The sequence below is a fragment of the Thalassotalea sp. HSM 43 genome, assembly GCF_004752005.1.
In the GTDB taxonomy this organism is placed as follows: domain Bacteria; phylum Pseudomonadota; class Gammaproteobacteria; order Enterobacterales; family Alteromonadaceae; genus Thalassotalea_A.
In genome coordinates this window covers 2,026,867-2,040,794 of sequence record NZ_CP038493.1, presented here as the reverse complement: position 1 = coordinate 2,040,794, position 13,928 = coordinate 2,026,867, and the positions used below count along the sequence as shown (strand labels likewise).

The 13,928-nt window shown below is 43.6% G+C and carries 10 protein-coding genes; 4 read left to right on the top strand and 6 right to left on the bottom strand.

The window, feature by feature from the left end; all coding sequences use genetic code 11:
* Window positions 1-51: 51 nt before the first annotated feature.
* From E2K93_RS08725 to prlC, 3 genes are all read right to left on the bottom strand, one after another.
* Complete coding sequence (locus E2K93_RS08725) at window positions 52-795, bottom strand: class I SAM-dependent methyltransferase (protein WP_135440446.1); 744 nt, start codon at window positions 793-795, stop codon at window positions 52-54.
* A 50-nt stretch (window positions 796-845) separates the two neighbouring features.
* Entirely contained in the window at window positions 846-1,553 is a 708-nt protein-coding gene (locus E2K93_RS08720) for a DNA-3-methyladenine glycosylase I (protein WP_135438727.1), read from the bottom strand.
* Between the two features lie 69 nt (window positions 1,554-1,622).
* Window positions 1,623-3,677 (bottom strand): oligopeptidase A, encoded by a 2,055-nt coding sequence (prlC, locus tag E2K93_RS08715; RefSeq protein WP_135438726.1) that lies wholly within the window; start codon window positions 3,675-3,677, stop codon window positions 1,623-1,625.
* Window positions 3,678-3,962: 285 nt separating this feature from the next.
* On the opposite strand from prlC, the gene gorA reads away from it, so the two are divergent.
* Together gorA and polA are read left to right on the top strand one after the other, a co-directional pair.
* Window positions 3,963-5,312, top strand: a complete 1,350-nt coding sequence (gene gorA / locus E2K93_RS08710; protein ID WP_135438725.1) for a glutathione-disulfide reductase — start codon at window positions 3,963-3,965, stop codon at window positions 5,310-5,312.
* 543 nt (window positions 5,313-5,855) lie between these two features.
* Entirely contained in the window at window positions 5,856-8,585 is a 2,730-nt protein-coding gene (gene polA / locus E2K93_RS08705; RefSeq protein WP_135438724.1) for a DNA polymerase I, read from the top strand.
* 237 nt (window positions 8,586-8,822) lie between these two features.
* Here polA and E2K93_RS08700 read toward each other — a convergent pair whose 3' ends face one another.
* Window positions 8,823-9,524, bottom strand: a complete 702-nt coding sequence (locus tag E2K93_RS08700; protein WP_135438723.1) for a hypothetical protein — start codon at window positions 9,522-9,524, stop codon at window positions 8,823-8,825.
* A gap of 101 nt (window positions 9,525-9,625) precedes the next feature.
* Window positions 9,626-10,276 (bottom strand): ribosome biogenesis GTP-binding protein YihA/YsxC, encoded by a 651-nt coding sequence (gene yihA / locus E2K93_RS08695; RefSeq protein ID WP_135438722.1) that lies wholly within the window; start codon window positions 10,274-10,276, stop codon window positions 9,626-9,628.
* Window positions 10,277-10,527: 251 nt separating this feature from the next.
* Between yihA and E2K93_RS17885 the strand changes: the two genes are divergently transcribed.
* Window positions 10,528-11,760 (top strand): c-type cytochrome, encoded by a 1,233-nt coding sequence (locus tag E2K93_RS17885; RefSeq protein ID WP_416316094.1) that lies wholly within the window; start codon window positions 10,528-10,530, stop codon window positions 11,758-11,760.
* Between the two features lie 69 nt (window positions 11,761-11,829).
* Here E2K93_RS17885 and E2K93_RS08685 read toward each other — a convergent pair whose 3' ends face one another.
* Window positions 11,830-13,476, bottom strand: coding sequence for a serine hydrolase (locus E2K93_RS08685; RefSeq protein WP_135438721.1), 1,647 nt, complete (start codon window positions 13,474-13,476; stop codon window positions 11,830-11,832).
* A 159-nt stretch (window positions 13,477-13,635) separates the two neighbouring features.
* On the opposite strand from E2K93_RS08685, the gene E2K93_RS08680 reads away from it, so the two are divergent.
* Window positions 13,636-13,920: a hypothetical protein gene (locus E2K93_RS08680; RefSeq protein WP_135438720.1), complete on the top strand. Its 285-nt coding sequence runs from the start codon at window positions 13,636-13,638 to the stop codon at window positions 13,918-13,920.
* The last annotated feature ends 8 nt before the right edge of the window (window positions 13,921-13,928 follow it).

Below are 13,928 nucleotides of genomic sequence, written 5' to 3'. Positions count from 1 at the left end.
GTTATAAAAATGCTCGCGCATGCCACCAAAATCAAGGACGATTTGGTGGCGTTAATTTTTAGGGATACCCTGATTAACATAGATATCAAAACGATTTTTCTTCATTTTGATGGATGTGCTCGGCTGGCGATTAGCCAACGGCTCGGCGTAGTTAGGACGTTTCACAACAACTCGATACTTGGCCAACGCCAACGCTTGGTCGAGCAGGTCATCGGCATCGGGGTCGCTGCCCACCAAACCTTGAAAGACCCGCATTTCTTTTTTCACTGCGGCAGACTTTTCCCGGTGTGGGTACATAGGATCAAGATAGACCACATCGATATCATCGAGTTTGCTCATGGCATTGATGCTCGACGCATTAATAAGCTGCATACGTTGGCCTATCCACTCGCCCACTTCATCACTGGTTTTAGCGCGTTTCAGTCCATCATCTAATAATGCGGCAACCGGTCGTTGACGCTCAATCATGGTGACCTTACAACCAAGGTTTGCTAATACAAAGGCATCTCGGCCTAATCCTGCTGTGGCATCTAATACATTTGGATTAAAGCCATGCTTTAAGCCAATGGCTTTGGCAATATCTTGGCCTCTGCCACCGCCAAATTTAGCTCGATGGCCCACCGCACCGCCAACAAAATCAACGTGAATACCGCCCAATTTGGGCTCGTCGGTTTTATGCAGGCTAATTAGGTCGTCTGTGGCTAATAAATAATATGGGCTTTTAACCTTATTGATATCCCGTAATTCACCGCCATAAGGTAACTGCCAGTTGTCAGCAACCTGTTCAGCTTGCATCACATTGGCAAGATTATCTGCGAAAACTAGGCAGTGTGGAGTATCGCTCATTATTCACCGTCCAAAGTAATGTAGTTATCACCCGTGCTGAGGGCAATAAGGCGGGAAATCTCTTTTAAACTATAGCCGCTTTGCTGCTGCCACTCATTAAAACACCGCTGTATGCTGTTAAGACTTGTCTTTGAGGTTAAGCCTCCAGAGATCAAATCATGAGCTCGAAAATAGGCTTCGACATCACGGCTTAATAAAAAGGTGTCTTTGCCTAATGCTCTTAACGCGTAAGGGCCGGTGTTGCCACCTAAACGTTGACCGTGTTTTTTCAGGTGATTCCATAAGCCGATAATGTCGGTTTCTGGCCAGTCGGCGATAAACGACGCAAAACTGCCATGCTCCACCTCAGTTTCAAAAATCATCTGCGCATTGGCTTTAATCGTTTGTACTTTTTTATAGTTACGAATGATGCGCGCATCAGATGCTTTTTGCTCAAGCATTTCTTCTGGCATCATCAGCATTTTCTCAATGTTAAATTCAAAGAATAACTCTTCAAAATTAGGCCATTTGTTTTCAACAACGCGCCAAACAAAACCCGATTGAAATACCTTCTTTGTGAACTCAGCCAAAAAACGGTCACTGCTAAGCTGACGTAATTGCTGATTGTTATCTGCCAAAGCCGGATACGGGTGCATCAGCGCCTGTAATTTCTCTTCGCTGCCTTTTCTCTCAAGCGCGCGTTGATAAATTGTGCTGATTTTTTCCATACTTAACGTCCAAATAATGCAAATAAATAAAGGGCGCCAATAGGCGCCCTAGGCAAATTTATGGCTTTACTATACGCCGATACCAGAATGGCGCAATAGCGCGTCTACTTGTGGTTCACGGCCGCGAAATGCCTTAAATAATTCCATAGGTTCTTCACTACCACCTTTTTCGAGCACACATTCAAGAAAATCTTTACCGGTGTCGGCATTGAAAATTCCCTCTTCCTCAAAACGTGCGTAGGCATCTGCAGATAATACTTCAGCCCATTTATACGAGTAGTAACCGGCGGCATAGCCACCCGCGAAGATATGACCAAAGCTGTGCTGAAAACGATTAAACTCAGGAGCCTTTACCACAGCGTATTTATCACGTACTTGATTAAGCACCGATTGGATTTGATCACCCTTGCTCGGATCAAATTGCGCGTGAATGGTGAAATCAAAGATGCTGAATTCCAATTGACGGAGCATTTGCATGGCCGATTGAAAATTCTTTGCCGCTAACATTTTATCAAGCATGGCTTGTGGCAATGGTTCGCCGGTTTCATGATGACTGGATAAAAACGCCAACGCTTGTGGTTCCCAACACCAATTTTCGAGGAACTGGCTTGGCAATTCTACCGCATCCCAAGCGACACCGTTAATGCCGGCAACACCAGAGGCATTCACTTGCGTTAACATGTGGTGCAACCCGTGACCAAACTCATGGAATAAAGTCACCACTTCATCATGGGTAAACAACGCAGGTTTATCACCTACAGGTTTCGTAAAGTTACAGGTTAAGAATGCAACAGGCAGTTGCACACTGTCATCGTTGAGTTGACGACGGCCAACGCAATCGGCCATCCACGCACCACCACGCTTTTTATCACGGGCATATAAATCTAAGTAAAAGCTACCACGTAAATTATCATCACGATCAAAGACTTGGTAAAAACTAACATCTTGGTGCCAGCTATCAATGCCGTCTAATTGTTTAATGCTTACACCGTATAAGCGATGCACCACTTCAAATAAGCCGGCAATGACCTTATCTTCTGGGAAATATGGACGTAAATCTTCGTCCGAAATCGCATAACGCGATTGCTTTAGTTTTTCCGAATAATAGGCCAAATCCCACGGTTGCAGGTCAGTTTTGGCAAACTCTTGCTGTGCAAATGTGCGTAACTCAGATAAATCATTCTCGCCTTGGCTTTTAGATTTTTGCGCTAAGTCTTGCAAAAACGTCATAACTTGGTCGCTATTTTCAGCCATTTTGGTCGCCAAAGACTCTTCGGCGTAACTGTCAAAGCCCAACAGTTGAGCCAACTCATGACGCAACGACAAGGTTTCAGCCATAATATCTGTGTTATCAAACTCGCCAGCATTTGGACCTTGATCAGAGGCGCGAGTGACATAAGCGACGTAGAGCTTTTCTCGCAATTCAGCGTTGTCACAGTACATCATTACTGGCAAGTAACTTGGAATATCCAACGTAAATAACCAGCCTTGTTTTTGTTGGCTTTCAGCCATTTGCTTAGCACCCGCTAACGCACTGTCAGGAAGACCGGCTAGTTCACTTTCATCATCAATCAACACACTAAAGGCGCCAGTTGCATCAAGCAGGTTATTACTAAACTTTGATGCCAGTTCGCTCAAGCGCGTTTGGATCTCACCATAACGCTGCTTCTTGTCTTGCTCTAAGCCAATACCCGACAATTTAAAGTCACGCAAAGCATTGCTTATGACTTTCTTTTGGGCAACATCAAGGCGATTAAATTCATTACTTTCGGACAACGACTTGTAGGCGTTGTATAGGCCTTCATGTTGGCCCACCCAAGTACTGTACTCCGATAATGTCGCTAGGCAAGAATCATAGGCATCGCGCAGTTCATCACTGTTCACTACCGAGTTCATATGCGATACCGGAGACCAAATCTTTTCGAGAATATCATCGACATCATCTAAATAAGCCACCAGATTTTGCCAGCTGTAGTCCTGGCCTTTGGCTGCGATCGACTCTATCGCTTGCTTAGCATCATTAATGGCCTTTTCGACCGCGGGTTTAATGTGTTCTGGTTTAATTTGCGAAAATAACGGAAGAGCACCCTGTTGTTGGGCTTGTTCTAATAACGGGTTAGTCATGAATTACTGGCCTAGTTTTTTTAGTCATCTATTAGTACAAATAAGATCGAATAGGGCAAGAATCAAGGTGTGGTGGCAATAAAAAGCCAACGAGATCACATTCAACAGTATTTTCATTGGCCATGGACACAGAAAATAACACTCAATTTGAATAGAAAAACCTAAATCATCGCTCTAATAAACATTGATTTGTTTGATGGTCATCCGCGATGAATTGCCTACGGCGCTTGAAAATTTGCCATTTGGCCACCATCTTGTATGCATAATCGCGATTTGGAGTGAATAATGAGTAAACATTTTGACTATATTGCCCTTGGTGCCGGTTCAGGTGGCATTGCCTCAATAAACCGTGCTGCCATGCACGGCAAAAAGTGCGCATTAATTGAAGCAAAAGCCTTGGGTGGCACTTGTGTTAACGTCGGTTGTGTCCCTAAAAAAGTGATGTGGTATGCCGGTCAGATTGCTGATGCGGTGCATTTGTCAAAAGATTATGGCTTCGATTTAACCGCTGGCAAGCTGGACTGGGCTAAGTTGGTTGATAGTCGCGAAGCGTATATCTCACGAATTCACGCCTCCTATGACAATGTACTCGGTAAAAATAACGTAGAAGTTATCAACGGCTTTGGTAAGTTTGTCGGTAGCAATGCCATTGAAGTCAATGGTGAAGTCTATACCGCCGATCACATTCTTATCGCCACTGGCGGTCGCCCAAGCATTCCTAACATTCCAGGTGCCGAACACGGTATTACCTCTGATGGCTTTTTTGCATTAACCGAACAACCACAGCGGGTTGCCGTGGTCGGTGCTGGCTATATCGCCGTTGAAATCGCCGGGGTATTAAACGCGCTAGGCAGTGACACCACTTTATTGGTGCGCAAACACAAACCATTACGTGATTTTGATGACATGCTGTCAGACACACTCGTTGAGATCATGGCGCAAGATGGTCTGACATTGAAAACACACAGCACCCCTAAAGAGCTGATTAAAAATGACGATGGCTCATTAACCTTGCACCTTGAAAATGGTGAGTCGTTGACGGTTGATAGTGTTATCTGGGCCATTGGCCGTGAGCCAGCCACCGATAACATTAATCTACAAGCAGCGGATTTAACCACCAATGAGCGCGGCTTTATTGAAACCGATATGTACCAAAACACCGCGGTTGATGGCATTTATGCGGTCGGCGATAACACAGGTAGAGCCCAATTGACGCCAGTAGCGGTTGCCGCAGGTCGTCGCTTGTCTGAGCGACTATTTAATAATAAGCCAACGGAACACTTGGACTATTCGCAAATTCCAACCGTGGTATTTTCGCACCCAACAATTGGCACCTTAGGTCTTACGGAAGCTGAGGCTGTTGCCCAGTATGGTGAGCAAGATATCACCGTGTATACCTCACAATTTACCTCAATGTACACCGCGGTAACCCAATATCGCCAGCCATGTCGAATGAAGCTGGTATGTCAAGGCGACAATGAGAAAATCGTTGGCATGCATGGCATTGGTTTGGGTAGTGATGAAATGCTGCAAGGGTTTGCAGTAGCGGTTAAGATGGGCGCCACCAAAGCCGACTTTGACAACACTATCGCCATTCACCCTACTGCTGCTGAAGAGTTTGTTACCATGCGTTAGTCAGCTCAGTAATTATCGTTACTGTTTGATATAGCTTTAGAAACCGGAATTTAGTTCCGGTTTTTTATTGCCTGCTTGACAATCATGTAAGCCCTTTCATTCTTGCTGATTAACGTCAGCCCGCGCCACATCTAGCTATACAACTTTTTCGTTTAAGAATGCAAATTGCAATCTGTTTTATTTATTAATATTTTTTGAAAAAATCGTTTTTTTTAAAAAATAGTTCTGATAGTATCAATATCCCCCTTGCGAGAAATGAATGTTTTTTAGTCAATCGCAAACGGGAGCTGGGAATAATTATCCACATCTATTTTTGCCAATAATAATAAATAGAAAGTGCATTTACATCATCCCCACACCCTATTCTTAATGAGCTTGAGCAAAGCCACACTTGACAATTGTCTTTTTGTCAGGTGGTGTCACATATTGTTTTCACAGAGTTATCCACAATTAACAAGGTAATGTGAACATTTTAATTCTGGTCTGAATTTTCTATCTGTGGCATTCTAATCGGCATTATCATTGAGCTAAACCTAGAAATTTATGAGCCAGTCATCTCCTTACATTCTTGTTGACGGATCTTCGTATCTGTTTCGTGCCTATTACGTTCCTTATTTACAAGCATTATCCACTAAAGACGGTCATCCAACCGGTGCAATCACTGGTGTATTAAACATGCTCCGCTCTTTAAATAAAGATTATCCTACCGGCAAGGTGGTGGTGGTTTTTGATGCCAAAGGCAAAACCTTCCGCAATGACATGTATCCGGAGTACAAGGCGAACCGCCCTCCTATGCCTGATGATCTGCGTTGTCAGATTGAACCACTGCATAAAATTATCGAAGCCATGGGTCTACCATTATTGGTGATCGAAGGCGTTGAAGCCGATGATGTGATCGGTACCTTAGCCAAACAGGCCAGTGAACAAGGTTTAGAAACCATTATTTCTACTGGTGATAAAGATATGGCGCAATTGGTAACGGAGCATGTGCGTTTAATTAATACCATGACCAATACCATGACCGATGTCGACGGTGTTGTTGAAAAGTTTGGCGTACGCCCAGATCAAATCATCGACTATCTCGCCTTGATGGGCGACAAAGTAGATAACATTCCAGGTGTTGAAAAGTGTGGTCCGAAAACCGCGGTTAAATGGCTCGCTCAACACGGCACGCTCGATGCGGTTATGGCTAATGCCGACCAAGTGAAAGGCAAAATCGGTGAAAACCTGCGCTCAGCATTAGAGCAATTGCCACTATCATATCAATTGGCCACCATTAAAACCGATGTAGAGCTTGAACAAACATTGGCTGAAATGGAAGCCAAACCCGCGCAAACAGAGACGCTACGAGAGCTGTACAGTCAGTTTGAATTAAAACGTTTATTGGCGGACCTCGATAAAGGTGCCCCTGAAGCCAGCGTTGACGAAGAAAGCGAAAGCGAAGAGGTCATTGAACAAGTCGACGCTAACTACGACATCATATTGACCGAGCAACAATTAGACGATTGGTTAGCACAACTTGAACAAAGCAAAACTTTTGCCTTTGATACCGAGACGACTTCAGTTAACTATATGCAGGCTGAGTTGGTCGGTGTGTCATTTGCAACCGAACCTGGTAAAGCCGCCTATTTGCCATTCGCCCATGACTATATTGACGCCCCAGAGCAGCTCGACAAAGAGCTTGTAATGGCAAAGTTAAAACCATTGCTAGAAAGCAATGAGTTAAAAAAGATTGGTCAAAACTTAAAATACGACGCCAACGTGCTAATGCGCCACGGCATTAAATTAAATGGTATTGAGTATGACACCATGCTCGAGTCATATTGTTATAACAGTGTCGCCACTCGTCATAATATGGATGCGTTGGCGGCTAAATATCTCGATTATAAAACCGTGCACTTTGAAGATATTGCCGGTAAAGGTGTAAAACAATTAACCTTTAACCAAATCGATATCGACAAGGCCGGTCATTATGCCGCAGAAGATGCGGACATCACCTTACGTTTGCATAATGTATTGTGGCCTAAGTTAGAAAAAAATAGCGATCAGCAACAAGTATTCCGAGAAATCGAAATGCCATTAATGCCGGTATTGGCTCGCATGGAGCAAACCGGTGTGTTGATTGATTCTGATTTGCTCAACCAGCAATCACTGCACATCGCTGCCCGCCTTGATGAGTTAGAAATGAAAGCTCATGAAATCGCAGGCAAGAGTTTCAACCTGAGCTCACCAAAACAACTGCAAACCATTTTGTTTGAAGAGCAAAATATTCCGGTGATTAAAAAGACACCCAAAGGCGCGCCATCGACAGCCGAAGAGGTATTACAAGAGCTAGCACTTGATTACCCACTGCCTAAATTGATTCTTGAGCATCGCGGATTGGCCAAACTAAAATCAACCTACACCGATAAACTGCCGTTAATGGTTGATTCGCAAACTGGCCGAGTTCACACCTCGTACCATCAGGCGGTAACAGCCACAGGTCGGTTGTCATCAACGGATCCAAACTTGCAGAACATCCCTATTCGTTCTGATGAAGGTAAAAAAATCCGTCAGGCATTTATCGCCCCACAAGGCAGCAAGATTGTCGCCATCGATTATTCACAAATTGAATTGCGTATCATGGCGCACCTATCTAATGACCAAGGCTTGTTAAACGCATTCGCAGAAGGCCGCGATATTCACCAAGCGACCGCCGCGGAGATTTTCGCGATTCCATTAGAGCAAGTAACCGCCGACCACCGTCGTAGTGCTAAGGCAATTAACTTTGGCTTGATTTATGGCATGTCTGCGTTTGGCTTGGCCAAGCAACTGCATATTGGTCGCAACCAAGCACAAGATTACATGAATAAATATTTTGAGCGTTATCCTGGGGTAAAAGAGTATATGGAAAACACTCGAATGGACGCCAGTGACAAAGGTTATGTCGAAACACTATTTGGTCGTCGCTTATATTTACCTGAGATCAAATCAAAAAATGGTGCTCGTAGAGCGGCAGCAGAACGCGCTGCGATTAATGCGCCAATGCAAGGTACCGCCGCGGATATCATTAAAAAGGCGATGTTAGCCGTTGAAGCCTGGTTGTTAGAACAAAACGATTCGCGCATAAAAATGACCATGCAAGTGCACGATGAACTGATATTTGAGGTGGATGAAAGCATTATTGATGAAATTGTTCCAAAATTAGTCGAAATTATGGACGATGCAGTGCAATTAAATGTGCCGTTGATCTCAGAAGCCGGTACAGGCGACAACTGGCAGCAAGCACACTAAATGTAATTTAATTACAAAAAATTGAGCAAAAAAACAAAATAAAGGCCTTTTTGCATACGTATGTAGCGTTTTTTTGCAAAAAATGTAATAAAAGTTAGAATAAATACTTTACAAGCTAGAGTGAACACTCTAAACTACAATCATTCCTAACGGAATTCTTGTTGTAATAACTTTTGTTTTCTAGCTTCCCCATAAGCTTCCAACCGACGGCACATTGTGACGTCGGTTTTTTTTATGCTAATTTTCCTGCAACGCATCCAATTGTTGCTGATTAATCGTTAAACGCGTCACTTGCATTTTCATCTCTTGGGTAATGCTGTTGTCGGTAACAATATTATCGGCAAACTCAATCTCACCGACACCAAGCAGTACTAAAGACTGTTGATCATAGGTCCAGTTGCCAGAAGGGACTTGGGCTTTATATGGCGAACGCTGACCTATTACCGTGATCAATTGATTGACGCCGATCATCGTGAAAAAATCTTGTTCTTCAAAACGCCATTGCTCGAGCATGTTGGCAGCCTTGTCCTCAGATATATACCAAGGGATCTCCCAATCATTTTGCAGTGCGCCGCCGTGCCAAGCGATAACCGTATTTGGTCTAATAATGCGACGCTTAGCCGCGGTAAAAACATAATTAGCACAGCTTGATGCGCAAATATCACGAACGGTTACACTAATTTGATTATTAAACACCCAATACCCTAAACGCATGCCGGCATCGGTGAAACCACCAACGCTAGATATCGACAAACTTTCAATTGGCTTATCACCAACTAAACGCAATGCCGCCTCGACATCCTCTAGGGTTAGCGGGCCAGTATAAGAAAGCTGTTTCTTATCTTGTGCATAATCAAATTGCACTTTCTGTTTTTCGTCTTCTATCACCGAACACGCCGGCATTAGCAACAAAACAATAGTTAAGTATATGTATTTCATATGAAACCTCTTTTCGTTTAATATTGGCATATTGCGCCCAGAATGCCAGCCAACAAAAAAGGCGCCGAAGCGCCTTTGTCTGCAATAACGATAAATTGACGTTATTCAACGTCGACTAAATCGGCTTCATTGCCTTCACTATAACTACTAAACCAATCACCGATGATTGAGGTCGCTTGTTCTAAACCAACTTTATTCAATGACGAAAATGCCATGACTTTGATGTCAGAGTGCAATTCTTTACAGACTTTCTTCACTTTCAGCACTTCGGAGCTGCGTTTACCAGACTTATATTTATCGGCTTTGGTCAACAGTGCCAAAACGGGTAATTGGCAATCATTTGCCCATTGAATCAGATCTACGTCGAGATCTTTTAATGGGTGACGAATATCCATAAGCACCACCAAGCCTTTCAAGCTCTCACGCTTTTCCAAATATTCCGCTAACGATTTCTGCCATTTCTTTTTCATTTCCAATGGTACTTTGGCATAACCGTAACCTGGCAAATCGATCAAGCGGCGATTTTCACGAATGTCAAAAACGTTAATAAGTTGGGTACGACCAGGGGTTTTACTGGTTCGGGCCAACGACTTTTGATTCGTCAGCGTATTAAGTGCGCTTGATTTGCCAGCATTGGAGCGGCCAGCGAAAGCCACCTCGACGCCGGTGTCGTCAGGTAATTTGCGAATATCAGGCGCACTAAGGATAAATTGCGCGACATGAAGATTTACGTCAGCTGTTGTCAAAATCATCTACCAAGTAAAAAATAACTTGTTCAATTATATCCTGTTTTTTGATTTGCTTCGTATTGTTTTTTTGTAATCGTTAAATAGCGGTCAATTTGACAATTTTTTGCGGAAATTTTGTCAATAACCATTACACCTGCGCGGGAATTGTGTAAAATACCGTAAATTTTTATATCTATTTATTAAACTAATCGCGCTATTAGAGAGAATTTGGCCTGTTATAGGCTGTTTCTCGAGTAATAACAGGCAGAAAAAATATGAAAAAACTTGTTCTTTCAGCAATCCTAGGTTGCGGATTACTTGGTAACGCATTTGCCGCCGGTGATGCAGATGCAGGTAAAACTAAAGCAGCTACGTGTGCAGCATGTCACGGTGCAAATGGTATCGGTATCGCCGATAACTACCCTAACCTTGCTGGCCAACACGCTGACTACATTGTTAAGCAATTAAAAGCCTTTAAAGACGGCTCTCGTGTCGATCCGGTAATGGCACCAATGGCGATGCCATTGTCAGAACAAGATATGTTAGACCTGGGTGCTTACTTTGGTTCACTATCTCTATCAGGTGATGCGCCAGCAGCCGGTGGCGAAGGTGAAACCGCTGCAGCAGCACCTGCACCAGCAGCACCACAAGTTGTTGCCGACCCAGTAGCAGGTAAAGGTTTATACGAAGACGGTGACGTCACACGTGGCATTACCGCTTGTGTTGATTGTCATGGTAAAGAAGGTAACTCAGAAGTTCTGATTAACCCGAACCTGTCTAACCAACACCCTGAGTACATTGAAAAGCAGCTTAAAGCGTTTCACGCTGGTGACCGCGTAGATGCATCAATGAACGCTGTTGCTATGAACTTAACTGAGCAAGATATTCTTGACTTAGGCGCGTACTTTAAAGCACCAGAAGCGGTTGCTGACGTAGTCGCTAGCAAGCCTTCAGCTGAAAAACTTACCTTTGTCGGTGATGCTGACGCTGGTGAAGCGAAAGCCATGGTTTGTGCAGCGTGTCACGGTGCAGATGGTAACCAACCGTTACCAAATCACCCGAAACTAGCTGGTCAACATGAAAGCTATCTTGTTAAACAATTGCAAGATTTCAAATCTGGCGATCGTGAAGACGCAATCATGGCCGGTCAGGTAGCAGGCCTTAGTGATGATGACATGCAAAACCTTGCCGCTTACTTTGCCAGCAAAAAAGTAACACCAGTTACTGCTGAGGCAAATGAAGTTGGTAAGAAGCTTTATCAAGGTGGTGACGCCGCTCGTGGTATTACCGCATGTATCGCTTGTCATGGTACTGACGGTAAAGGTGCCGGCCTTGCTGGTTTCCCTAAAGTTGGCAGCCAAACAGCCGACTACACCAAAGTTCAACTTGAGAAATTCCGCAGTGGTGTTCGTAATAACGACATGAACAGCATGATGGCAAATATTGCTGCCAAGCTTACTGACGAAGATATCGCTGCACTAGCTGAGTACATGGCTTCTCTGAAGTAATTGACTGGCTTTACAGCAAATAAAAAAACAGCGCCTTGAGGCGCTGTTTTTGTTTGTCGGGTTTAGGTTTTAATCTAGTTTGTCTGCCTTCATATCACGCCCGCCTTGCGTCAATATCAAACTTTGTTTGCCGTCTTGCTCAACAAATTCGATTTGAGCATCAACTTCTTTATAAAAGTAGCTGGTTGGTGACAGAGGGTGGATTTGCAGCTTTTGCTGCCCGGTAGCTTGGGCAAACAACTTGTCGCCATCTCGGCTTATTTCAAGGATGAAGTTATCCGCCAGCTTGTAACGACCAACTAACGAGTCATAAACAGCGGTATCTATTTCGACCGCTTTCTTTGGCTCAGGTAATTCGCTGCCCAAATAACTGGCAAACTGTTCATCGTCGCCACCTTGGCGCATAAGCATGCCAGTGACATCCCCTTGCTCATTCTGTTCGATAGTAAAGTAAGACAGCGAATCAGGATATACAAAGGTGGCCTGATCAACTTGTCGTACTTGCATTACCGAACCACCGGTTCGTTGGGTAAATACGCCATCGCCTTGTAAAAACAATTTGCGGGTGTTGTTATCATCGATACGATACTGGCCAACAAACGGCGTTAACGCCTTTTTATCGAAGTCGACATGCTTATCAGAAAATTTAGGATAAGATTTACCTAACATATCAGCAGCAATGACTTTTGCCACCATAGTTGGGTTTGGCGTATGCATGTGATTCGACAATACCGCCACGTATAAGTCTTGCGAAGGAATATATTGGCTGTAAGTTATAAAGCCATTAATGCCACCACCATGAGCGATAGACTCACTGCCTCGCACCGACGATAGTGACCAACCGTAACCGTAATCCACTTCTTCGCCATTGCTGAGCACCGTTTTAGTGTGCGCCTTTTGCGTGGTTTGCTTGGAAATAAACTTGTAGCTGTTAACTGCATCAATCCATAATGCCAAATCTCCAACACTAGATAGTAAAGAACCTGCAGCATATGGTTGAGTCATGCTGATATAGTCACTGTTTTGCCACTTGCCATGAAATTCATAACCGGTCGCTCTGTTTACAACGACTTCTTTGGGGTGACCGTAATAAGACTCTTTCATGCCTAGTGGCGTAAAGATGTTTTCTTCGATAAACGCTTCGTAACTTTGACCACTGACCTTCTCAATGATCATACCCAACAAAAAGTAACCTGAATTGTTGTATTTAAATTGGCTACCAGGGGTAAATTCAAGCGGTGCATCTTTGAAATAAGCCAGCATTTCAGTCGGTGACTTATCCTGCTTCATTTGTGTCAACCAATTTGGCATACCAGTATAACTTGGTATGCCGGAGGTATGATTCAATAGCTGCTCAATGGTCACCGCTGCAGTATCTTCTACTAGATCGCTAACGTACAAATCAATACGATCACCAAGTTTTAACTTTTCTTGTTCCATTAACATCAAGATAGCAACTGCGGTAAATTGTTTGGAAATAGAGCCGATACGAAACACGGTATCTTTATTATTGGCAATACCCCATTCCATATTGGCTAAACCATAGCCTTTTTCTAATAAAACCTGGTCTCCTTGCTTAATAATGATTGACGCACCTGGGCGATCATCAGCGTATAGTTCGAGCAAAGACTTATCGATTTCACTAATATCTTTAGCCTGTGCGCTGAACGCTAACGACTGTAACCCAACTGCTATAAGAGCCTGTTTTAATTGCATTATTAGTATTCCTTTTGGTTATTTCCAATTGCTTGTACAAGTTATAATCGAAAATCAGTTAAAAACAAATTAACACAAAGGATAAAACTAAATAACACCCCGATTGGTTACAATTTATGTCACGCTGCAACAAAGCGGCCAATATAGAGGTATTCATTTATGTTAGCTGAACAGCCAAGAAAACCTGATGCGACAACGGCCATGCAACAATTGATTGTTGCGGTGCGTAATGACTTTCCATTTAATGAAAGCGAAGCCAATATCTGCGGCATCAATTGCATTGGTTGCCCAAAAAAGTTACTGGAGATCGTTGATACCGAGTTATGTGATTGGCAAGTAAAGCTAGAGCATGGTGACGTGCCTAAATTAGGTGAGATTTCTCGTCTGGCTAAGCTTTGCAAAAATGTGCGCCGCGGCCTTAAACGTAATGGCGTCGTTAGCTAACATATCGG

Coding starts and splice junctions, on each gene's coding strand:
- E2K93_RS08725 (WP_135440446.1), bottom strand. CDS start 795: ATGCAAGCTGAACAGGTTGCTGACAACTGGCAGTTACCTTATGGCGGT.
- E2K93_RS08720 (WP_135438727.1), bottom strand. CDS start 1,553: ATGGAAAAAATCAGCACAATTTATCAACGCGCGCTTGAGAGAAAAGGC.
- prlC (WP_135438726.1), bottom strand. CDS start 3,677: ATGACTAACCCGTTATTAGAACAAGCCCAACAACAGGGTGCTCTTCCG.
- gorA (WP_135438725.1), top strand. CDS start 3,963: ATGAGTAAACATTTTGACTATATTGCCCTTGGTGCCGGTTCAGGTGGC.
- polA (WP_135438724.1), top strand. CDS start 5,856: ATGAGCCAGTCATCTCCTTACATTCTTGTTGACGGATCTTCGTATCTG.
- E2K93_RS08700 (WP_135438723.1), bottom strand. CDS start 9,524: ATGAAATACATATACTTAACTATTGTTTTGTTGCTAATGCCGGCGTGT.
- yihA (WP_135438722.1), bottom strand. CDS start 10,276: ATGATTTTGACAACAGCTGACGTAAATCTTCATGTCGCGCAATTTATC.
- E2K93_RS17885 (WP_416316094.1), top strand. CDS start 10,528: ATGAAAAAACTTGTTCTTTCAGCAATCCTAGGTTGCGGATTACTTGGT.
- E2K93_RS08685 (WP_135438721.1), bottom strand. CDS start 13,476: ATGCAATTAAAACAGGCTCTTATAGCAGTTGGGTTACAGTCGTTAGCG.
- E2K93_RS08680 (WP_135438720.1), top strand. CDS start 13,636: ATGTTAGCTGAACAGCCAAGAAAACCTGATGCGACAACGGCCATGCAA.